The organism is Dapis brunnea BLCC-M229 (assembly GCF_050015995.1).
Taxonomy (GTDB): Bacteria; Cyanobacteriota; Cyanobacteriia; order Cyanobacteriales; family Microcoleaceae; genus Trichodesmium.
This window is the reverse complement of record NZ_JBNHEP010000241.1, coordinates 1-21,668: the sequence shown is the minus strand read 5'-3', so window position 1 is coordinate 21,668 and position 21,668 is coordinate 1. Positions and strand designations below refer to the sequence as shown.

The following is a 21,668-nucleotide window of genomic DNA, read 5'->3' as shown; positions in this document are numbered from 1 at the left end:
TTTTTAATAAATGTTCTACAAGTTGAGCAGGTAGAAAAATATAAAGAATTATTTTTATCCATATTATTGCCATCATTTTTTTTTTCTTTGCAGTAAGGAAATATTATTTTTAAAAGAATTTATATAGTACCTAAATGCTGCTATTCCTTTTGCTCTAGTAACTCTCCCTTTCAGAGATTTCATAGTCAGATAAAGATAAAAATTAGAGATGCTTTTTGGTTTTAAATTTTGTAAAGATTCAGGAGCGCGACTAAAACTTCTATCTATAACTTCTAAAGTTTGTTTCTCAACTCTGGCCAGATTAGTAGATAATGAATTAGTAGATAATCTATATAAAATTTGAGGAGAAGGTACAGCAACAAACTCATATTTAAAAGCTAATTTAAACCACACATCCATGTCTTCAGCAGCAAAAAGTGATTCATCAAAACCACCTATTTCAATTAATGCTTGGCGATCGATTAATGGATTAGAACCATTTTCTAGAAAGTTATTTAACAACAATTTTTCATAGACATTCCCATTAGCTGTAATGTGGCCACCTGGATATAAAAAATTGTCAGATTCATCTATATAGTTAGTCCAACTATAAGCTAGTTTAGCTTGAGGATTTTCTTCTAGTTTCTGAAGTTGTTTTTCTAGTTTATCTGGAGTCCAAAGATCGTCAGCATCAATAAAGGAAATGTATTTTCCAGAAGCAATAGTTGTTCCACGATTTCTACTTGCAGAAGGCCCTGCATTTGGATAGTTAAAAACTTTAATTCTTGGATCGGATATGTTGGAAATAACTTCTTCTGTTGAGTCAGTAGAACCATCATTAATAATTATTAGTTCGTAGTCTTTCCAAGTTTGGTTTAAAACAGATTCAATTGTTTTTTTAATAGTATTTTGCCCGTTAAAAACAGGAATTACTACAGAGATTAAAGTCATAGGAAATTACGGGGTTTTACATTGGTTAATTTATACTCTATAATAATCTTAACACATAAAAGCTATACTCAGGATTTTTTCTTATAGTATCTAAGCTAGATTCAAGCGATAGCTCAAAAAATTGTTAAGATTAATCAATAACTATGGCAGTTATTATATTGCTCGGGTAAGTATTTTTTCTATTCCTTATTCCCTATTCCCTAAATGATGAAAATTGAATCAAAAACGCGGTTATTTTTAGTTGGTTGTCCTCGTTCTGGTACTACTTTATTACAAAGTATGTTAGCTGCACACCCACAAATATTGTCTTTTCCAGAAACCAAGTTTTTTTGGTATCTTATCCCTTTATATAAAGAACGTTGGAGACGAAAGTTGAAAATGGTTTCTCAGGATTTTAAACCTCGATTAAAAGAATTTTTTGTTGAGGAAATTAATCGTGGGGAGCTGTTAGAAAAGTTTTCTAAGTTTAATGTCTTGAGAAGTCAATATACTAGACAATTTATTAATATCCTGGATGAATTAACTGCCACTGAAGGTAAAAAAATTTGGTTAGAAAAAACACCAGAACATATTCTTTATATTGACTATATAGAAAAAAATATACCGGGAGTAAAATTTATCCATATCCTCAGAAATGGAACTGATGTAGTAGCTTCTTTACATGAAGTTACTCAGAAATATCCTGAACCTTGGGGGGGAGATGGTTGGAATTTGAATTTGTGCATTAGCCGCTGGGTTGAAGCTGTAGAAATTAGTCGCCAGCATATACACAAATCTAATCATATTTTAGTCAGATATGAAGATATAGTCACAAATACTCAAGCAGAATTGGTAAAACTTTGTCAGTTTATTGGCATTCATTTTACAGATTCAATGCTACAAAATTATCGTAATGCCTCAGAAAAATTAACCTTGGAAAATGCAGGTAGAACTGTTAAACAAGAAATTACAAATCGCCAGTCTGAGAAGTTCCAAAAAATATTTAATGAGTCAGAAAGAGATTATGTTATCAAGAAGTTGTCAAAGGTTGATTTAAGTTGGGTAATAAATAATTGATAATTGATAATTGATAATTGATAATTGATAATGGTAATTTGGAGCATAAAAAGTCTATCTAACAGCGGAAAACAGCTAATTTTACAAATTGGATCTAAATTATTTATTGAAAAGGGGATAAATTTTAACTTTAAAATAATGAGATGTATCGCGTTTTTCAAGTTACTTAGGTACAGTGATTTTTCTTCTTTTCTATTTCCTTATATTTTCTATCTAATTTCCCTATTAGACATCTCCAAAAATCAAAAATCCAATCAATTATCAAGTATAAATTCTCAATTATTTCCCCCTAATCATTACTCATTACTCCCTCTTTTCCCGAGAGGTCTACTCCCTATTCCCTATTATAAATTAATTTATGGAAACCTCAAATCAAGTACAGATTGGCTCTAATAAATCTACCTTAGAACCTCCTCCTATTTTTATTTTAGGAGTTCCTAGATCGGGAACCACACTACTCCGAATGATGATAGATTCTCATCCAGAAATAATGTGTGGCCCAGAAGCTCCTTGGATTACTAATCAACAATTAGATTGGGCACCGAGTTTGCGATCGCTGACCCGATTTTTGACTAGAAATGAGTGGGGAGCTGTGAAAGCTTTTAAGGGAGTTGAACAAGATTTAATCTATCAACTTATGGCAAATTTTATTGATGAAATTATGAGTGCTTCTGCTCGGAGTCATGGCAAGATTCAGTGGGCAGAAAAAACTCCCAGAAATATTATTGCTTTACCTTTTTTGTATCAACTTTTTCCCCATGCTAAGTTTGTGCATATCTACCGGGATGGTCGGGATGTAGCTTTGTCAACTGTAGGTAAGTGGAAAACTATTCCTATTTCTGATAAAAAAGTGAAAAATAATTATAAAAATGCTCTGAAAAGATGGGTTGATTGGAATCAAAAATTTTGCAAAGATGCTAAGAAAGTTAATCTTAATTATATCAGTATCCGCTATGAAGATTTAGTAACTTCACCCCAGACAGAAATAGGTAAATTACTGGAATTTTTGGAAGTTGAATGGAGTGATAAAGTCTTAGAACCTCATGCAGTAGAACATGATATTGTCACTATGAAAGGCGCAGGAATGCAGACTTTCTTTAATCGTAATTCAATTGATACGGCCTCTCTTTATCGGTGGAAAAAAGAACTTAATTGGTTACAAAAACGGACTACTAAGAGCATTGCTGAAGAAACTTTGTTAAAGTTTGGCTATGAACCTACTATGTAGTCAGACTTCAATAATTATTAGACATCTGGTGATAATTAAAAATCAAATCAATTATCGTCCATAAATCATTAACTCTTTCCCCCTACTCCCGTACAGGCGATTCGCGAATCGCCCCTACTCCCTACTCCCTCTTTTCCGCAGAGGTGCTATATCAATACTTTGCTAAAATAAGTACTGTAGAAGGTCTCAAACACAAGGATTAAAACTAGGAGTTGGCCCACCTAAGTCCTGCTTATATAATAATAAGCAAAGGTTAGGACATTGCTAAATGCTGTTGGCAAAGTATTTCTGTAGGAAAAACAAAGTTATAGGTGACTTCTGACTTGCGCATAGCGCTAAATGAGGTCTCCAAAACAAATTAAATGTCCCTGTTATTCCAAACCCAAGATTAGGGAATTATAGTTATTAAACTTATTAGGACTTAGGCAGTACAAAGTATTTTGGTCATTGCGACCGACAGGGAAGCAATCTCAAATCCTAATTTTTCCTACCTCATGCGTAAGTCCTGCTTATAATACTCTGGCAAAAATACCAAGACTTTCAGTCTCAACTCAGGGAAGCATTTATGATCAAGGGTAATTTTAGTAGAATAACTTATATTTTAAGACAAATGAATATAAAAATTAAACTCATCACTGAGAGATTACTTAGGAGAATATTGCCAAGGTTGATGAGCTATAAAAGTCGCCCCGGTATGTCTGGAGCGGGTTTTGTGCTGCCAACTGTGACAATGGTGATGTTAGTCGTACTTTTACTGACTATAGCTATTAGCTTACGGTCTTTTAACCGTGTTCAGGATGCTAGAAATGTGAGGGTTAATCAGGCGGTGCTTAGTGCTGCAACTCCAGCGCTGGATCGGGCGAAGGCCAAATTAGAAGAATTGTTGGTTACTAACCCACCGACTACTGATACTCCTACAGATGATGCTTTGTATTTGGAACTCACAACAACTGTAGGGGGAGACAAATATACTTTTGGTGATGAGCAAAGGCTACAGGTTGCTTACAAAGTCCAAGGAAATTCTATAGAAGAAGGAGGAGAAGATGGCGATATATCGACTATAGAGGACAATGAAATAGTTAGGACAGTTTGGAGGTTTCCTGTAGATACTGATAACAATGGTAGTTACGATAGCTTTACTATCTATGCTATCTTTTTCCGTACTCCCGAACGCACTAATGATGGTAGCTTTGCATGGGCGAGAACTCCACTAGATGCGAGAACACCACCTATGGAATCAGGCGCAGCAGGAAGTAGTCCACAGTGTCAGGCGATCGCTGGTACTAGCTCTATCTTAGTGGGTGATTCTGGTTGGTATAAGTCTGGTGCCCAGCTCAAGAAAAGTTTCTTTACTTATACGACGACTGTTCCTATAACTGATTTATCAGTGGTTACAGGGAATTATGATGTTCAGGACTTTGAAACTTTTAAAGGAACTGTAGCTTACTCAGCGTTAGAATATCAGCAAGATTGGAGTAGAGTGCCACTAACTAATAATGCCGTTGTATATGAAGATGACTTAGAAATTGCTCCTGGTCCTGATTTTCGCCTCAACGGTCGTATTCAGGCTAATAGCAATCTCATAATTTCATCAACGGCGAATAATAATATAGATTTGTACCTCGTGAGTAGCCCAAAATCTTGCTTTATTGAAGATGAGGAAAATAGTAAGATTGTTGTAGGTGGTAACGTTGTCAATGGATTAGTGGAACGGGATGGTGAAGCTACTGATGTTAAGGTTCACTTGCAGACTATTGAAAACCAAGAAATTAAAGTAGTAAGAGACAAGAATGGAGATGATGTTCAAATAGATGATACTCACGAATCAGTAAGTGATGAAGCACGACTAGCAGCATACAATAGTCAAGCTACTCAAAGGCGTATCAACTCGTTAGTAGATGCTCAAATGGATAACAACTCTACATCCGATCCCACAGAAGTACAAACAAAAGTAGAAAATTCTACTAACCCAGAACAAACAAGAAGAAATGCTTTAGCAACTTATTTTAAAAAATGGGTAAGAAAAGTGCCTTTTATTGAGGTGAATGAAGGAGAAGAAGAAGATTTAACTGGTACTTTAATAACAGGAACTGGCGACGATCTGAAACCTTCCACAACTAGCTGGATGGAAATTACAGATATTGCTCTTAACCTTAATCCAAATGAACTAGAAGCTAGCGATCCTAGTGAACTAGAAGATCGTGTACAAAACTTTGTGGGCGATCGCGTATTGGTGGGGAACAACCTACCGCAAAATGCGGACCCAGAGGACGTTGCTGGTGGAACATGGGCAGATGGAGGTCAACGTACTCGTCAGCCTCGGGTAGCTACTATTGCTGATGTTGGTTCCACAGACCGCGATGGTTTCTGGGAAGATGCTGCTGCAACTGCACCGGAAGCAGCTCTGGATGGTATTGGTGGTTTGCGAGTTATTACTGGGGCGGGGGTTTATGAGCGGACAAAATCTTTCTTACCTCCACCACCAGAAAATCCAGATGGCTTTCCTGTAGTTTGGCCAGATACTATGCCAATGTCGCCTGACCCAAATTCCCGAGTATATGATAATGAAGCTGGTGTATGGCCTCCTGAAGTATATGCAGATGTGGACAAAACTGTGACAGCTACTGACAGCATTGATCCTGATACGGAAAAGTATGCCAAAGGTGACTTAAGAATGCGGGCAACTGCAGTTTATCATTATGCACAAGACTTTATTAACAGTGACGACTCTAGTCAAGATCCTATAGCCTGTATTAGTAGTTATTACGATCCTTCTACAAGTAGCACTGCCAGAAATTTAAGTGCTCCGATAGATCTCGCAGATGTAAGTGGCACGGAATTTCCAATATACACAAGTAACCAACCATTTTTGTACAGAACTGGTGATGGAAATAATGATGGTAACTCAAACAATGGTATCGTATATGGTCCTCCGGCGGCAAGACCAGATGCTGCAAACTATAACAATACAACCGAACAGTTTTCAGGTACTGGTTTGTTAGGTCTTCTAGCAAATCAAGCAAATATGGTCTTTCCTAACGGTCGGTTTGTTAATGAAAAACTCAGGGATGCTTTACAAAAAAGCGATGCTGACCGGAGTCTGTCAGAACAGGCAGCAGTTGATACTACTATGTGTTCCCTGGGTATCCTTGGCAACGCTGAGGTAACTCTGGGAACTGCTCCAAGCTATATTGATGATGGTGCAATTAAGGAAGTATCCTTTTTGGATGCCAGACAAATTCAGGCTAGCGATCCAGACAATGATACCACAGAAGATATTGATGAAACTTTTACTATTTTTGACTTAGATACAGATCTGTCAGATACAGATAAACAAACTGCTGAATTGACTACAAACAACAACTTATCTCTGGAAGAGCGTCAACCTTTGGAGATTAGAGCTACTCAGTTAGATTTAGATCGATTGCGACAAGCAGAATTTACACCTTCTACTTCAGTTGGTCCGAGAAGAAATGGCAAGGAGTACCTACTACCTCTAAGCGGTATTATTTATGCTAGTCGTGATGATGCCCTGCCTGATCGCAGCGACCCTAATAGCACCAGCAACGATGACCTAGGAGATAGTCCCTATGACTACAAACTAGACCCTACTCGTCGTCCAAATGCCATTATGTTGATTAATGGTCAAAGATTAGATAGACCAGCACCTGGTACTATGACTACTGAAGAGGTAATCAAAGAAAAAGGATTGACTTTAGTTTCCAACTTGCCAGTTTATATTCAGGGAAATTTTAATCTGCATCAAAACGGCTCTGATGATAAGATTGAAGAATTTACAGAAGATTTAGTAGATCAAGATGGCAACATTGACTGGGGACGATTTTATGATCGCGGGGTGGGTAAAGATCCTACTAACTTTGATCCTAACTTTGCTTGTCGTGCTCTCGACCCCAAGCTGACGGAGTGTACCGATGGAGATCAATGGCGACCAGTTAATATTCTGGCAGATGGTCTGAGCTTGCTTTCCGATCAATGGCGTCCTGGTTTCCGTAATGAGGGAGATTTCGACTTGAGAAATAATGCAGGTAACTTGAGATATAATGGTGCAGGTAATCCAGCCTTGATAGCAACTGGTACTGAAAAAACTTCACGTCTACAGAATGGCTTCTTTGCTAATAACTATGCTACTAATGGCTTGAGCAGTGGGGCAGATTTTGAGGTCGATGGCGTCTCTGTCGATCACACTGATAATGATTACAGACGTCACCAAAATGATCCTGTTTATAGCTCCTACTTCACTAATTTTGTGACTCCAGTACAACGGCGTGTTAATCAATTCCCAGAATATGTGATGGAGGTATGTTTTAAGTTACCTGTTTATGCTTGTGAACCTGATGATTGGGTGATACCAGGTATAACAACACTTCCAGGTGGAGACAACATTATTGACGACACAACCACAGAAAGAACTATTGCAGATATTTATAGCGCAATTCCTGCTGATGAAGTAAGTTTTGATGATGTCGATCCTGGTGAAACAAGACAAAATATTCCTAGTGTTGTAGACAATTTAGCATCTGGTACTACTGCTTCAGCTCCTGATTTAGTACAACGCTTTCCCCGAAGAATAGCTTTTTTAAGGAATCAGGGTCGTGAATTAATACGGGATGGCTCTGGCAGACCAGTTCCGATTGGTGTTTTTGATGAGGATAATATTCAAACTTATCCATACACTGACCCTCCATATACTTACCCTAACAATCTACCTCGTCTCCAAGACAATGTTTTGTTGTTCAGAACTACCAGTGACATTAGCGATCCATCTGAGATAGGTAACGCAACTTACACTGCTAATCCTTTGTTTTACTTAGCCTACAACGATACAGACTTTCAAGAACACCCCGGTCTAGTACCAGTATTGCAAATACATGAACCTGACGCTCAAAATCCTGGTCAAGTCAACCTGAACGGCAATGCTACCAACAATAGTGCTTGGATGGCGCGGGCAACCAACACCACATTTAACCTAGTTTCAGCAGCAGCAGATACTCCCTCCCGTCCTGGTCAAGGTAATGGTGGTCTGCAAAACTTTGTCCGTTTCCAAGAAAACTGGAAAAGTCCAGATGAACAGACAGTCAATATATCAGGAGCCTTCATCCAGTTAGGGCGTAGTAAATATTCTACTGCCGGACAACAGCAGTTAAAGCGTGCAGATATAAACGCTAATGATACCTCCGATCTATTTGGATACCGACAATATTATTACAGTGGTGCTGCTGCTGGTATCTTAGGTTTCCAAGCACCGCCAAATCGTCAATGGGGTTTTGATGTTGGCTTGCTTTCTCAATCTCCTGACTTGTTTGCTCAGAAATTCTCAAATCCTTCTTCAGGTAATAGACCTGACGAATATTATCGAGAAGTAGGTCGCGATGACCCCTGGATTACAGCTTTATTGTGTGCTGAAGACCTTGGCGGTACTGACATAACTAGCCGTTCCGGTGTTGACTGTTCTAATTATGACGACTAAAACCTAACAAGGAGAATAACTTATGATTAAATTCAAAACAAAACTAAACAAACCTCAACCTTTGGAGGCAGGCTACACCATTATTGAGAGTTTAGTAGCAATGATCATGGTATCTGCCCTCATGGCTGCTATTGCTCCTATTATTGCCTTTTCAGTGGGTACGCGGGTGCAGGCGCGACGGGTGGAATTGGCATCAAAAGCGGCGGGGAGTTATATTGATGCAGTCCGACTAGGAGAAACAAACGGTGGACTAGCTGCACCAGGAGGGTTTGTTGATGATGCTGTAATTGATGCCAGCACTTTGACTGAATGTTCACAAACTGATGCAAACAATAATCTACAATATTGCCCAACTGCACTAATAAATATTGCTCAAGGTGAATTTTATTGTGTAGATAATGATGGTGATGGTAAATGTACTCCTGGCAGTCTAACAGATATGATGGTTCATGGAGCAATTGATCCTGACACACTAAATGACGATGATGATATAAGTGCAGGTTATGATTTACAAGTGAGGGTGTTTAGGGCAGCAGCTTTTGCAAGCTCTGTGACACTATCTAATGAAGGTGTACCATTTACAGTCAACAATGCTGGATTAGCAACTAGAAATGGTGATGCAGAAAGACCTCTGTTTGAAACTAGAACACAGATTGCCCCAACAGAGAACTCATTTCAAAACTATCGCAAACGACTAGAATAGTAGCATAAATTACTAGATGAAAAGTCAACACATAAAAAAGATGAAAACTTTACTCAACTCTCTTCTAAAAAAACGATACCCAAAAAGGCGATCGCCTTCGTCTAAAACTACCAGTGGCTTTACAATGATCGAACTGCTAGTAGCAACAATTGTGGCAACGATAATCATCGTACCAATATTAACTTTTGTTGTCGATATCCTCAACCGAGATGTTAGGGAACAGGCAAAGACTAACAGTGAACAGGAATTACAAGCAGCAGTTGACTATATTGCTCAGGATATGAGTCAGGCGTTTTATATTTACAGCAGCACAGATGTAGGTGATATAAAAGCGTTGGGAAATGATGTTAGACCCATACCTCTAAATACTGGTCAAGATCCAATCCTTGTCTTTTGGAAGCGTAAATATGAAGAAAACGTTTTAGATGTCGATGGCTGTACTGTTAGTGCTACAAATGATTGCCTAGATGATACATTTGTATATTCGTTAGTTGCCTATTACAAAATAGATGAAACAAGCACTAACTCTGTTTGGTGTGACGAGACACCTTGCCCGTCTAGGATAGCTAGAGTAGAAATTAGTGACAACCCTACTGATAGTTTGGGTAACTACATTAACGGGGAAGAACCTGATAATGGTTACAATACAGCCAATATTGGCAATAGAGAAACACCAGCAAATCTTGTCAAAGGTGCTGGAGATTTTGATCCAGTAACAGTGCTAGTTAATTATATAGAAGAGTTTGAGCTAAATTCGGTGGAGGATAATAGACTAGCTAACATTAGAATTCAAGGTAACGGTCTACGTCGTATTCAAACAAATACTGATTGTGATAATTCTCCTACCTACTGCCCCGAAGCAACCGCCCAGGTAGGAGCGCGTAGTGCCTTACAATAGTAAAATAACCGCAAATTTTACTACCTAAACCATCACAAAACTATGTATAGAAATTAAGATATTAAAATGAAATCTCCAACTTTATTAAAACTGTTACTCCGACTTTCTCCAAAGGTATCTACTTACCCTCCTAACTCCAATGCAGGTTTTTCTCTTGTAGAACTAGCTATAGTAGTGCTGATAATAGGAATATTGAGCGCGATCGCTGCTCCTGGTTGGGATGCTTTTATCACCAGGCAGCGCACTCGCACAGTTAACGATGGGGTATTTCGAGCGTTGAGGTCCGCACAAAGTGATGCTAAGTTGAAGAAGGTAAGTCGAATTGTAGAATTTAGATATGATACTAACACTACTAATGACCCTCCACGGTTCCACCTTCGTACAGGTGATGCTACCAGTCCTCTTGATAATGACCCCCTCTGGCAATCTTTAGGAGCAAATGGGGAAATTAAATCAGGAATGGTAGGATTACAAATAGGCGAATGCACTACAGATGCCAATGGTAATTGCACTGGTTTTGACACTGCTAGTTCGATTACAAGCGTAACCTTTAACAATTTAGGTGTTATCGAAAGTGATGATCTTCCCCTTGCAATAACAACAGCTATAGCAGACGGCAAAGGTGCAACAAGGTGTGTCATAGTTGAAACAATTCTTGGCGGTATGAGAATTGCTCAAGGCGATGATTGCCCAACACCTGATAGTTGGTAGATAACTCCACAATTAGGAAGTAAGCCTATAGTTTGATTTAAGCCTATACTTACCACAAAATAACTGCCCTGTCAAACCTACCTATTCCAGATTAACGACAGGGCAATTTTTTCATCTTCAAAAACATCATCCTGTTTGACATTAAAATATTAATTACTAAAATAGTAAACAGAGGTAAAAATATTAAATAACAGAATATCGGGGTGAAAATGAAGGCTAAAATTTATAATTCAGTAAAATCAACTATTATTAAAAATCTTACAAAAAATCCCTCAGAAAAATTACTGAAACAACAAGAAGCAGGATATAGTCTGACAGAATTAACATTTGTTGTTCTCATCATTGGTATTCTGGCAGCGATCGCCGCCCCCGGATGGTTAGGTTTCATCAACAACCAACGCCTCCGCACCTCCAACGACAGGATATATCAAGCAATGAAAACTGCACGCAGTAATGCTATGCGTGATAAAATTACCTGGCAAGCAAGTTTTCAAGAAAAGGATAAAATAGCTCAATGGGCAGTACACCCAGAAACTGTTGACGCTCAAAAAGCAAACTGGCAAAACCTAGAGTCATCGGTAAAAATAGATGATGAAACAACCCTCAGTCAAGACTCCTCAACTAAAATTTGGAGAATAAAATTCAACTACAAAGGTCATCCTAATGGTTTTAGACGTATAACTTTATCCCTTCGCAGTGGAGGAAGTGCAAAACGTTGTGTATTTGTCTCAACTCTTTTAGGAGCAATGCGAACTTCAAAAAATCAAGCAAAACCCGACGGTGGAAAATACTGCTATTAGAATTTATAGGTTGAATAGTTATAATTCAAGCTCGTAGTAGGGCTTTAGCCCGAAGATACATGAATATACATATTTTATAGGCTCAAGCAATACTACAAACAAAAACTTTTTTATCACTTATTATCCAAACATCATATTATATTATGTTCGCTTAAATCCCACATTCCGCACGTCAAGTTGTAGCATTAAAAATAATATAAAAAATGGGAGATTACTAAGTATTGATACTGTATAGCTCCTATTCATTGACCTTTCTTTGAAGTCAAATTCTCAGTCAAATATTAAGCATAAATACTTCTAGGAGCTAGATAATTAGCTAGAATTATTCCCTACTGACTACTGACTATTGACTACTGACTACTTGCACTTAATATTACATTTTGAAGTGCGGAATGTAGGTTAAATACTAGACAGTGCAAAGTTCTGGGAATAACTATTAGACATCTCCGGAAAAGAGGGAACAGGGAACATTTAACTGGGAACAGGAAGAAAGAATAGATAATTTCTGGATGAGAATTGATTTAATTTTTAATTTTCGGAGATGTCTATTGCTATCTAAGGCTTTCAGGGATCTATTGCTTAGAAACTTTCCCTAAACGAACTTTAGGTGCTGTAAGGCTTTTCCAGTAATACTTTCAGTCTTGAAAGCAAATCGTTTTTTAGCAGAACTTTGTACTGTCGAGTTAAATAGTTATTATAATTAAAGTTCGTAGTAGGGCTTCAGCCCTATCTACGGTTCGGGCTGAAGCCCTACTACAAACAAAAATTTTTTTATCACTTATTATCCGAACATCACATTACTTGGGTATATGGGTTGGGTTTCACTAGCGTTCTACCGAACCTACATACCCGTCCCCAACCCCTCTCCTACAAGGAGAGGGGCAAACTCACCCCCCTTCCCTCGCAGGGAAGGGGGGTAGGGGGGTTAGGTCATCTTCCAACACCTGCCAAATTTCCTGCATCAATTCCTCTAAACGAATACCCGCAACAGCAGAAATAAGGAAAACTTTTCCTCCACTCATCTCCCTAAACCTATTCACCAACTCCTGTATTTCTGCACTCTCCACATCAACCGCATCAACTTTATTTAAAGCTAAAATTTGTTGCTTATCTTCCAAATTTCTCCCATAAGCTTTTAACTCATTTTGAATAGTCTCAAAATTCTCCACCGGATTAATATCTGTAATATCAACCAAATGTAACAATAACTTAGTCCGTTCGATATGCCTCAAAAATTCATGCCCCAAACCCAAACCAGCAGAAGCACCCTCTATTAACCCAGGAATATCAGCAAAAACAGTACCATCTCCCGTAGGTTTTCTCACAACTCCCAAATTTGGCACCAAAGTAGTAAAAGGATAATCAGCAATTTTCGGACGAGCAGCAGAAAGAGATGCAATTAAAGTAGACTTTCCCGCATTCGGCAAACCAATAATTCCCACTTCAGCTAACAGTTTCAACTCCAACCTCAACATTCGCACTTCACCCTCCAACCCAGGCAAAGCATATTCAGGAGCGCGATTACTATTACTGAGAAAATGTTTATTTCCCAATCCACCTTTACCACCTTGAGCAACACAAAAAGTTTGCCCCGGTTTAACCAAATCTCCCAATAACTCCTCAGTTTCCCCATCATAAATCATCGTACCAGGAGGCACCTCAATTAAGCGATCGCTTCCTGCCGCCCCAGTCATATTTTTTGGACCGCCCCGTTTACCATTTTCTGCCTTAAAGACGCGCTGAAATTTAAAATCCAACAAAGTTTGCAGATGAGCAACGGCCACCAAAATCACAGAACCCCCACGGCCACCATTACCACCCGCAGGCCCTCCAGCAGGCACAAACTTTTCGCGACGAAAGGCAACCATGCCATCGCCACCTTTACCACCTTCTACTTGAATTTCTGCTTGGTCAATGAATTGCATAATTAGGGAATAGGGAATAGGGAATAGGGAATAGGGAATAGGAAAAATTAGGGTATAGGGTATAGGGAGTAAGGAAGAATTAGGGTATAGGGAGTAAGGAAGAATTAGGGTATAGGGTATAGGGAGTAAGGAAGAATTAGGGTATAGGGTATAGGGAGTAAGGAAGAATTAGGGTATAGGGAAAATTATTATTGTAAGTTTTCAAGTTTTTTAATCAGAGTAATAATCATCTTAGTTTCTTCTGTGAGAAGAGAAATAATTGTTTCTATTTCTTTTTCCTCACATAATCCTACTCGCGCAGACAAAATCAGGTGTGTTTCTAATTCATTAATTGAACCTTGAGCAACGTTCAAAAATCTCAGATATTCTCCAGTGTATCTTCTTCCATAACCTTCAGCAATATTTGCAGGAATAGAGACAGCACTTCTTCTAATTTGTTGCACTATTCCATATAACTCATCTTTGGGAAAAAGTTTAGTTAGGAAATAACATTTTTCAGCAATATTAATTCCTTTTTGCCAAATTTTTAAATCTTTAAAGCTATTAATTTCTGACATTTTGAATTGTCTTTTCAATTTTAACTACATCCTTAACTCTCCATTCCCTAATTCTTCCCTATTCCCCATTCCCTATTCCCTAAAATTCTTCCCTATTCCCTATTCCCTATTCCCTATTCCCTAAAAACTAACAATATTTAGAAATATCCTCCTGACATTCATCTGCCAAATAAGATAAAGCACGAAAACGTATACCAACTAATTGATCGTAGAGTGGGTTAAGTTTGCACATAGCTGGAATGTGGGCTACTTTCTTACCAAAAATTATAATATCTCGCTCAAATGGACATTGAGGAGGAATCATTTTACATACCATATGAGCCACTTTTGGATCGTGGATATCCCATCCATCCAACCAGTCTTTGATGGGAGCAAGTACAGTTTGATGATGTTCGGAGTCGTGGGGAATAATGAAAGTCCCAGTATGTTCGGTTTCTTCGATCCAACTTTCTAAATTATCTTCTTCTGCTTGCTCCCTGGCTTTTTCTAGATTCTTTCTGAGTGCATCTAAGGCTTTAACTTTTAGTCCTAGAGCATCACAATATTGATGAAGTATATCATCTTCAGTAACAGAATAAATTCCATCTGCCAAGGCTACCATCACAGCAGTTCTCATAAAATTTTCTGCTATATTAGGATTTTCCCCAAATACCTTGGCTAAATCATCTGGACTGATAGGTTGTAGTTCTGAGATTTCAATTGTTGAAGCAAACTCTTCATGACTAAAGTGGTCAAATAAATCTTTTTCTGTAACATCAAGTACTCCATCTGCATAAGCAACAGTCATTAGTCCTCGTAACCAAGTAGTAGTTTGTTCTTTGTTTAGGGAAGATTTGACAATATTAGTCATGTTTTAACCTCTGATTAAATATAAGTTTTCTGATTTGCTCCCAGACCCGAGCAAAAATTATTAGCAGGGAAACTACTAACTATATTTTACCCCACTAGCCACAGCTTAAAATCCTAAAATTTCTAATTTATTTGAAGTTTATTGATTCCAGTTTATGTACTAATAGATACATTATTTTCGCTGAATTTTGTCTAAAATTGTTATCCATATTAACTAGAGTTACGAAGGTTGAAACTGTACTTAAATTAAAGTCATTATGACAAATAAATCATATAACAAAAGTTAGATTTTTTTTATATTCCCTATTCCCTACTAAGTAATTTGCTGCAAACTAACCAACCCCTGCCATAATTCTGAGTTATTAAAGGAACCAGAGTTAATGATTTCCTGAATATCTTCTGTCATTTTGATTCCAATATTATCCAAGGGGAGGTCATTATAATCGTAACCGAAAGGATTTTCTATTTCTAAACCTATAGCTTCAACTCCTAAAAGAGCAAAACTAATAATACCTGCGACGGGAATTGTCCACCAACTTAATTCAGCAACAAATTGAAAAGGAATAGCAAAGCAATATATTATTAATAAATGTTTTAAGTGAATGGAATAAGCTTTAGGTATAGGAGTGGAGGCAATTCGTTCACAACCACCAAAATAAATATAAATTTCTTCAATCTGTTTATTCCAATTTATTAAGGTTAATTGATCGATTGAATTATTTTTTGTAAGTTCCTCAAAATATGTTGCTAACCATTTAATGATTTGTAGAGGCATATTCTTAGCTCTAGCCAATTGTAGATACTGAATTTCAGAAATATAGTTTCTAATTTCTTCTTTGACTTGCTCCTGCCGAAGTTGAAGTTTAATTGCAATAAATAGGGCATTTAAAAGTTTAATATGAGATATTTTTTTGCGGTAATCTTCACTATTATTCTCTGGCACAAAAACCATTATATTTTTTGCCATAAGGGAGCAATTTTTAGCAATCAAACCGATTAATTTCCGACCTTCCCAATATCGATCGTAAGCTGTATTTGTTCTAAACACTAGCAATAAACCCAAGACAATTCCAGGGATAATACTACCTAAAATTGGCTGACTCATTGGCAAATTATGATCCTGAGCGATAGTAACTCCCAGAGCAAATATCATAATCACTAATACTCTCATAAAAATATTAGGAATGACTGAACTTTTAAAGTCAAAAACCAGATAAAACCAGCTTGTTTGTCGATAATTCATTAGCTCAACCTTGAAATTAATTGTAGTTAGTAAAGTTAAAAATTTTGAGGTTTTGAAACAGAAGTTAAGTACCAGGCGATCAAGAGAGTGAATTTTGAAGAGGAGGAGTCTATAGGGGTTTGGTCTCTAAACCTGCACAGAAGTTAGTCGGGGTTTAGGAACATTTACTTACTCCAATTCTGCCTATGTTTAATTTTGCCTATCTACTTATCTAGAGAATCAAAATATAAATTTAGTTCTAGGAATATTTCTGAGGAGGAGTCCGTAGGAGTTTGGTATCTAAACCTGAAACTTTACACAAGTCAGTCAGTGTTCGGGAAAATTTATTTACTCCAGTTCCACCTTTGTTGAATTTTGCCTAACTACTTATCCAGAGAATCAAAATATAAATTTAGCTCTAGGATGTTTATTTTGAAAATCTTTCAGAGTTTAAAGCATCAATATTAAAAAAATTGCAAAAGGCAAAAGTTAAATAAGTCAGCAAGTAGATTTTTCTTTTTGCGCACTGATGTATAAATTAAATATTGACAATAGACTAATTATCAAAAACCTAATTGATTCTGAAAACTAATACCATGCTTGCTTGAATACTCATCAATAATAGGGAACAGGAAACACAGAGGAGAGTAAAGGCAATTCATAAATTGCCCCTACAATAAGATTTTATTTATAATTGATTACCCAAAGATGATATAAATCATCATATAATTATTGTATTCTAGATTACTCCATCGCAAAAGTATCATTGTTTACCAATAAACAATTAAACAAATATACCCACTTTACTGCTAAAGAACGTAGATTTATCTCATTTCCAGCCCAACTAATGCTAGAGAAAAATTTGCTAGTAGGTAAAATTCTCGACTTTGGTTGTGGTTTGGGTAACGATGTGAAATTACTACGACAAAAAGGTTTTGATGTTACTGGTTACGACCCTTATTATTTTCCTGAATATCCCCAGGGAAATTTTGATACTATTCTTTGTTTTTATGTATTAAATGTTTTATTTGACGAAGTACAAACCGAAGTTTTGATGCAAGTTTCCCAATTATTAAAGTCAGGGGGAAAAGCTTATTATGCTGTGAGAAGAGGTTTGAAGCGAGAAGGTTTTCGAGAACATTACATACACAAGAAACCAACTTATCAGTGTTTAGTTAATTTACCTTTCAAATCTATCCACACCGATGAATTGTGTGAAATTTATGAATATATTCATTATAATCAGCAAAAAAATTCGGAAAACAAATGCCTATTTTGTAACCCCCGTAAAAATCTACAGTTAATTACAGAGTCAGCAAAAGCTTATGCAATACTTGACGGCTATCCAGTGACAAAAGGGCATACATTAATTATACCAAAGCGTCATTTAGCAAATTATTTTGAGTTGCCTATAGAGGAACAATTAGAATGTTGGTTAATGGTAAATCAGGTACAGAAAATTTTACAGGAAAAGTATAATCCGGATGGATTTAATGTAGGGATAAATGTTAATCGCGCTGGAGGACAAAAAATGATGCACTGCAATATTCATGTTATTCCTAGGTATCAAAAGAATGGGTTAGGAGTTAAAGGGGGAATGAGATTTGTTGTCCGTTCTTAGAAACCTATGATAATCTGTAGAAATCTATAATTATAGGAATTGGTACAAATTCTGAATTACTTTTTTTCCCTAATTCTATTTGATTTTTCTGACCTTGATTCCAGGCAAACACTATTGTACCAATAGAATTTTTTAAGCAATGATTAATTACTATTCTGGCTGCTTTATTTATACCCAAATCGGATTTGGCGGTTACGTTTTTCTGTAATGGCAGCTAGCCTATTTGACCAAAATCCAGTCGGTTTATTTTCTTCAATAGTTGATACTTGTTTGTTGTACCAACGATTCATTGATTTAATCTGTTTCCCATCTATAACCCGCGCTAGTACCGACATTAGATACACAGGTCAACCAATTATTTAAACCATGGTCTATTCCTAAGACATTTTCTTGATTTAATTGAGGTTTAACTACTTCTTCTTCTTTTTCATAGACAAATTCCCAATAAAAGCATCTATTTCTCGGTAATATTCTCAGTTCTTTAATAGAAGCAAAGTTGAGATTACTCGGCATAGGAATATAAAAGCAATCTAGACCAAACCAGCGCTTACAAGTATTACCTAGTGGCACTCTAATTTGATTACCTTTAAGTTTTAATACTCGAGAAGGGTAACTAACTGTAGCCATTCCCCCTTTTTTTCTGTAGTTAGGAATCCTTGGTCTTTCTAAGATTTTTCCTGAACTATAGGCAATAATAAGACTATTCTGGGCAAGAATTATTAAGTGCATTGTTACAGAGAAATTGGGCGTTGCTGATTTGAGGTATGAAATTCAACTAATTGTAAATTTTTAGCCAAAACAATAGTGTAAATTATACCTATTTATTCTTATTTAGTTACCGAAAAACTGCTTTCTAGCTACTGACTCCTGACTCCTGACTCCTGACTCCTGTGAAATCATACATTCATTCAGCAACGCCAGAAATTGTATTGTCTCACTATTAATTGATAATTAATTCAACTATTGCGCTATAGTTTTTAGATTTTAGATAAACTCGTCAACCAGGCGATCGCCTCACTTCATTTTAACTATTGCGCTACAGTTTTTAGATTTTAGATAAACTCGTCAACCAGGCGATCGCCTCACTTCATTTTAACTATTGCGCTACAGTTTTTAGATTTTAGATAAACTCGTCAACCAGGCGATCGCCTCACTTCATTTTAACTATTGCGCTACAGTTTTTAGATTTTAGATAAACTCGTCAACCAGGCGATCGCCTAATATAGCACTACACAAATAGAAGTCTGTTGGGTAGAACGAATTAAATAATACCGGGAAATTCTGATTTATGCTACTCAAACCCAATAACAAGGCTTTGTTGGGTTTCGATACCTCAACCCAACCTACACCTATTGCACAAAATTGTAGTGGACTGACACACCTAAAATAGTGGATTAGCTTTTTTCGTCTCGCACCCCATCTCCCCATCACCCCATCACCCCATCCCCCCATTTTCTAATGCACAAAATTAGCTGTGTCAGTCTAGTAGGGTGCGTTAGAAGGCTTAAATTAATACTATGAAAGGGATTCAGCAATTCGTCGCAACGCAGCATTGAATATGTGTCAGTCTACTACTGAACCGAAAGTCACGGGAATTAATTGCAAGGGTTTGGTGAGCAAACTCCTACTTACTCAAAAATCATTCAAGTAGGATAACAAACTACTCTCAGTATTAGTCCGACTAAAAGAATTCCAAGTGCTCAAATCTTTGCCTGGATATCCACATAACATAGCTCTGGCATTATCACTCAATCCCTGCACTAAAGTAAAATCTACTCCAGCAATACTAATAATATTATCTAAACTTGCCCCTGTTAAATCAGCAGCTCGTAAATCTGCTCCATCTAACTCTACGGCATTAAGTCGAGCATCACGCAAATTAGCACCTATCAAAAAAGCTCCCTTCATATTTGCCCCGCTCAAAGCTGCACCTTGCAGATTAGCACCTGTCAAGTCTGTACCACTCAGATAAGAACCCCGCAAATTAGCACCGCGCAAGTCAGCTCCTCTGAGGTAAGCTGTATTTAAGAAAGCTCCACTTAAATTAGCTCTAGGTCCAACTGCTCCCGATTGTTTGTAAGCAAATCCTTCCGGCCAAACAGTAAGCCCATCATAGTATGCTACTTGTAGTTTAGCACCTTCCAAGTTAGCATTGGCAAAATTAACATTTTGTAGTTCAGCTCTATTCAAATAAGTATTAGTTAAATCTGCTCCACTCAAGTTTGCACCCTGAAGGTTGGCTCCTCGTAAATCAGCACCTTTAAGATTTGCTCCACTCAAATTTGCTTTACTCAAATTTGCTCCGATCAGAATAGTATTATTTAACTTGGCTTGTTGTAAATTGCTTTGACTCAGATTAATTTGATATAGTTCAATTTCACTAATATCTATACCTTGTAAATTACTACCAATAAGATTTTCGTTTTGCTGATAAGCTTGAATAATTTCTGTAGCTGATTGAAACTGCATTTTGTTTGAGGATAGCTTGCTATTTACATTAGATTGCATATAAAGGTTCGTTAATTATCTATTCAAAAGTCTCCATTTGATTTATCCTATAATTTTATGACTCTCAACTAGATTTTTGTTGATTTTTCTTAACTAAAAATCTGGTGGATATTAATAAAACTTTAGAGGTGAAAATAAAGATGCAATTCACTACGCCAATGACAATGATGGATTTTTTTATCAAAAGTGAGGGAACATGGTTTTCTCAACGTACTGTTCATCATTTTGATTCTGCTCAAGATGAGTCTGGTAAATCTAATTTAATCGTCAAAGTTTTACTAAAAGATGACCCGAAAGTTATCGAAGTTTGTGAACAGCAAAAAGTAAATCCAGTTTTAGCAACAGGTGGTGCAAGTTTTAATTGGCAAGATAATTTAGATAATGATGAACCTAATCCAAATTATGCTGCTATTTTAGTTGATATTCCTGATACTGAAACGGGTAGAACTGGAAAATTTTTGCGTAATCGTGGTTATGTTGAAGGTATTCCTGTAGTGGGTAGATATCATTTTGCTACTGATGGAGTTTTGACAATTGATACAGAATATGAAAGAAACCAAGGACAGGAACGTTGTTGGTTTTTGACAGATGATTTTCGTGTACGAGTTAGTACAGTGCGGATGATGAATGGTGTTAATTTGATGGCTTATTCTTCGGAACGTCGTTGTTTAACTCGCAAACAATTAGAAGAAATGGTTCAAAAAAATGCTGTTGTAAGTTGAGGAAATAAGGAAGAGTTCATTAATGGATAATGGATAATGAATAATGGATAATGGATAATTACCTCTGGTTAAAACCGCACGGGAATTGAATATAAGGAAATATTATTTCTTCTCTTGGTCAATTGGATATGGCGAGGTTTCTTTGCCATCCCTCAACCGCTTTTTTCCCCTTGAAAGGGGAAGCAGAGTAATTCGGTAAGAAGCAAGAAGGAAGAAGGAAAGAATAAAAATAATTATAGAAATAGCTAGGAGGAATTTGATTGAAGCTCTTGAGATACATAAACTGCGTAATTTCATTGGGCAGTATTGTTGAGGATAATTGGGATTAATCATTTATCTGTTTTGGAGACCAAACCCCTACCTAGTAGATTCTCCCCAATTAAATTCTCTAATCAATCTTCCTCAAATTTTATGACTACTAAATTTTTCCCAACTTCAGGAAATCAGGAA

At 36.9% G+C, this 21,668-nt stretch carries 18 protein-coding genes; 9 read left to right on the top strand and 9 right to left on the bottom strand.

Translation table 11 applies throughout. The features are described from left to right. Nucleotides 1-72 precede the first annotated feature (72 nt). Nucleotides 73-930, bottom strand: a complete 858-nt coding sequence (locus tag ACP6PM_RS27730) for a glycosyltransferase (protein WP_426590120.1) — start codon at nt 928-930, stop codon at nt 73-75. Nucleotides 931-1,134: 204 nt separating this feature from the next. Here ACP6PM_RS27730 and ACP6PM_RS27725 point away from each other — a divergent pair, with 204 nt between their 5' ends. The 7 genes from ACP6PM_RS27725 (at nt 1,135) to ACP6PM_RS27695 (ending at nt 11,814) form a co-directional block, all read left to right on the top strand. Continuing rightward, a complete protein-coding gene (locus tag ACP6PM_RS27725) occupies nt 1,135-1,986 on the top strand; it encodes a sulfotransferase family protein (protein WP_426590119.1) in 852 nt (283 codons plus the stop codon). 358 nt (nt 1,987-2,344) lie between these two features. Next, nucleotides 2,345-3,214 (top strand): sulfotransferase family protein, encoded by an 870-nt coding sequence (locus ACP6PM_RS27720; RefSeq protein WP_426590118.1) that lies wholly within the window; start codon nt 2,345-2,347, stop codon nt 3,212-3,214. Between the two features lie 565 nt (nt 3,215-3,779). Continuing rightward, complete coding sequence (gene hpsA / locus ACP6PM_RS27715) at nt 3,780-8,702, top strand: hormogonium polysaccharide biosynthesis protein HpsA (RefSeq protein ID WP_426590117.1); 4,923 nt, start codon at nt 3,780-3,782, stop codon at nt 8,700-8,702. A gap of 22 nt (nt 8,703-8,724) precedes the next feature. Beyond that, on the top strand, nt 8,725-9,405 hold the full coding sequence (gene hpsB / locus ACP6PM_RS27710; RefSeq protein WP_426590116.1) for a hormogonium polysaccharide secretion pseudopilin HpsB: 681 nt from the start codon (nt 8,725-8,727) through the stop codon (nt 9,403-9,405). Nucleotides 9,406-9,445: 40 nt separating this feature from the next. Next, nucleotides 9,446-10,303 carry a hormogonium polysaccharide secretion pseudopilin HpsC gene (gene hpsC / locus ACP6PM_RS27705; RefSeq protein ID WP_426590115.1) on the top strand — a complete coding sequence of 286 codons (858 nt, stop codon included), beginning with the start codon at nt 9,446-9,448 and terminating at the stop codon, nt 10,301-10,303. A gap of 66 nt (nt 10,304-10,369) precedes the next feature. Continuing rightward, nucleotides 10,370-11,014: a pilus assembly FimT family protein gene (locus ACP6PM_RS27700; protein ID WP_426590114.1), complete on the top strand. Its 645-nt coding sequence runs from the start codon at nt 10,370-10,372 to the stop codon at nt 11,012-11,014. 209 nt (nt 11,015-11,223) lie between these two features. After that, complete coding sequence (locus ACP6PM_RS27695) at nt 11,224-11,814, top strand: pilus assembly FimT family protein (protein WP_426590113.1); 591 nt, start codon at nt 11,224-11,226, stop codon at nt 11,812-11,814. An 887-nt stretch (nt 11,815-12,701) separates the two neighbouring features. Here ACP6PM_RS27695 and obgE read toward each other — a convergent pair. The 4 genes from obgE to ACP6PM_RS27675 form a co-directional block, all read right to left on the bottom strand. Continuing rightward, nucleotides 12,702-13,739 (bottom strand): GTPase ObgE, encoded by a 1,038-nt coding sequence (obgE, locus tag ACP6PM_RS27690; protein WP_426590112.1) that lies wholly within the window; start codon nt 13,737-13,739, stop codon nt 12,702-12,704. A gap of 188 nt (nt 13,740-13,927) precedes the next feature. Beyond that, nucleotides 13,928-14,296, bottom strand: a complete 369-nt coding sequence (locus tag ACP6PM_RS27685) for a four helix bundle protein (RefSeq protein ID WP_426590111.1) — start codon at nt 14,294-14,296, stop codon at nt 13,928-13,930. A 127-nt stretch (nt 14,297-14,423) separates the two neighbouring features. Then, nucleotides 14,424-15,146 carry a Mo-dependent nitrogenase C-terminal domain-containing protein gene (locus ACP6PM_RS27680; protein ID WP_426590110.1) on the bottom strand — a complete coding sequence of 241 codons (723 nt, stop codon included), beginning with the start codon at nt 15,144-15,146 and terminating at the stop codon, nt 14,424-14,426. Between the two features lie 312 nt (nt 15,147-15,458). Next, nucleotides 15,459-16,388, bottom strand: coding sequence for a bestrophin family protein (locus tag ACP6PM_RS27675; RefSeq protein ID WP_426590109.1), 930 nt, complete (start codon nt 16,386-16,388; stop codon nt 15,459-15,461). 745 nt (nt 16,389-17,133) lie between these two features. Between ACP6PM_RS27675 and ACP6PM_RS27670 the strand changes: the two genes are divergently transcribed. Then, nucleotides 17,134-17,988, top strand: coding sequence for an HIT family protein (locus ACP6PM_RS27670; protein ID WP_426590108.1), 855 nt, complete (start codon nt 17,134-17,136; stop codon nt 17,986-17,988). Nucleotides 17,989-17,992: 4 nt separating this feature from the next. On the opposite strand, the gene ACP6PM_RS27665 is transcribed toward ACP6PM_RS27670, so the two are convergent. From ACP6PM_RS27665 to ACP6PM_RS27650, 4 genes are all read right to left on the bottom strand, one after another. Continuing rightward, the gene (locus ACP6PM_RS27665) at nt 17,993-18,166 is read right to left on the bottom strand and encodes a hypothetical protein (protein WP_426590107.1); all 174 of its coding nucleotides are present in this window, start codon (nt 18,164-18,166) and stop codon (nt 17,993-17,995) included. Continuing rightward, the gene (locus ACP6PM_RS27660) at nt 18,153-18,278 is read right to left on the bottom strand and encodes a hypothetical protein (protein ID WP_426590106.1); all 126 of its coding nucleotides are present in this window, start codon (nt 18,276-18,278) and stop codon (nt 18,153-18,155) included. The genes ACP6PM_RS27665 and ACP6PM_RS27660 overlap by 14 nt, the downstream gene beginning before the upstream one ends. A 4-nt stretch (nt 18,279-18,282) precedes the next feature. After that, nucleotides 18,283-18,717, bottom strand: coding sequence for a hypothetical protein (locus ACP6PM_RS27655; RefSeq protein ID WP_426590105.1), 435 nt, complete (start codon nt 18,715-18,717; stop codon nt 18,283-18,285). A 903-nt stretch (nt 18,718-19,620) separates the two neighbouring features. Continuing rightward, entirely contained in the window at nt 19,621-20,457 is an 837-nt protein-coding gene (locus tag ACP6PM_RS27650; protein ID WP_426590104.1) for a pentapeptide repeat-containing protein, read from the bottom strand. A 179-nt stretch (nt 20,458-20,636) separates the two neighbouring features. Between ACP6PM_RS27650 and ACP6PM_RS27645 the strand changes: the two genes are divergently transcribed. After that, nucleotides 20,637-21,218 carry a phycobiliprotein lyase gene (locus ACP6PM_RS27645; RefSeq protein ID WP_426590103.1) on the top strand — a complete coding sequence of 194 codons (582 nt, stop codon included), beginning with the start codon at nt 20,637-20,639 and terminating at the stop codon, nt 21,216-21,218. Nucleotides 21,219-21,668: the final 450 nt, after the last annotated feature.

Coding starts and splice junctions, on each gene's coding strand:
- ACP6PM_RS27730 (WP_426590120.1), bottom strand. CDS start 930: ATGACTTTAATCTCTGTAGTAATTCCTGTTTTTAACGGGCAAAATACT.
- ACP6PM_RS27725 (WP_426590119.1), top strand. CDS start 1,135: ATGATGAAAATTGAATCAAAAACGCGGTTATTTTTAGTTGGTTGTCCT.
- ACP6PM_RS27720 (WP_426590118.1), top strand. CDS start 2,345: ATGGAAACCTCAAATCAAGTACAGATTGGCTCTAATAAATCTACCTTA.
- hpsA (WP_426590117.1), top strand. CDS start 3,780: ATGATCAAGGGTAATTTTAGTAGAATAACTTATATTTTAAGACAAATG.
- hpsB (WP_426590116.1), top strand. CDS start 8,725: ATGATTAAATTCAAAACAAAACTAAACAAACCTCAACCTTTGGAGGCA.
- hpsC (WP_426590115.1), top strand. CDS start 9,446: ATGAAAACTTTACTCAACTCTCTTCTAAAAAAACGATACCCAAAAAGG.
- ACP6PM_RS27700 (WP_426590114.1), top strand. CDS start 10,370: ATGAAATCTCCAACTTTATTAAAACTGTTACTCCGACTTTCTCCAAAG.
- ACP6PM_RS27695 (WP_426590113.1), top strand. CDS start 11,224: ATGAAGGCTAAAATTTATAATTCAGTAAAATCAACTATTATTAAAAAT.
- obgE (WP_426590112.1), bottom strand. CDS start 13,739: ATGCAATTCATTGACCAAGCAGAAATTCAAGTAGAAGGTGGTAAAGGT.
- ACP6PM_RS27685 (WP_426590111.1), bottom strand. CDS start 14,296: ATGTCAGAAATTAATAGCTTTAAAGATTTAAAAATTTGGCAAAAAGGA.
- ACP6PM_RS27680 (WP_426590110.1), bottom strand. CDS start 15,146: ATGACTAATATTGTCAAATCTTCCCTAAACAAAGAACAAACTACTACT.
- ACP6PM_RS27675 (WP_426590109.1), bottom strand. CDS start 16,388: ATGAATTATCGACAAACAAGCTGGTTTTATCTGGTTTTTGACTTTAAA.
- ACP6PM_RS27660 (WP_426590106.1), bottom strand. CDS start 18,278: ATGAATCGTTGGTACAACAAACAAGTATCAACTATTGAAGAAAATAAA.
- ACP6PM_RS27655 (WP_426590105.1), bottom strand. CDS start 18,717: ATGCACTTAATAATTCTTGCCCAGAATAGTCTTATTATTGCCTATAGT.
- ACP6PM_RS27650 (WP_426590104.1), bottom strand. CDS start 20,457: ATGCAGTTTCAATCAGCTACAGAAATTATTCAAGCTTATCAGCAAAAC.
- ACP6PM_RS27645 (WP_426590103.1), top strand. CDS start 20,637: ATGCAATTCACTACGCCAATGACAATGATGGATTTTTTTATCAAAAGT.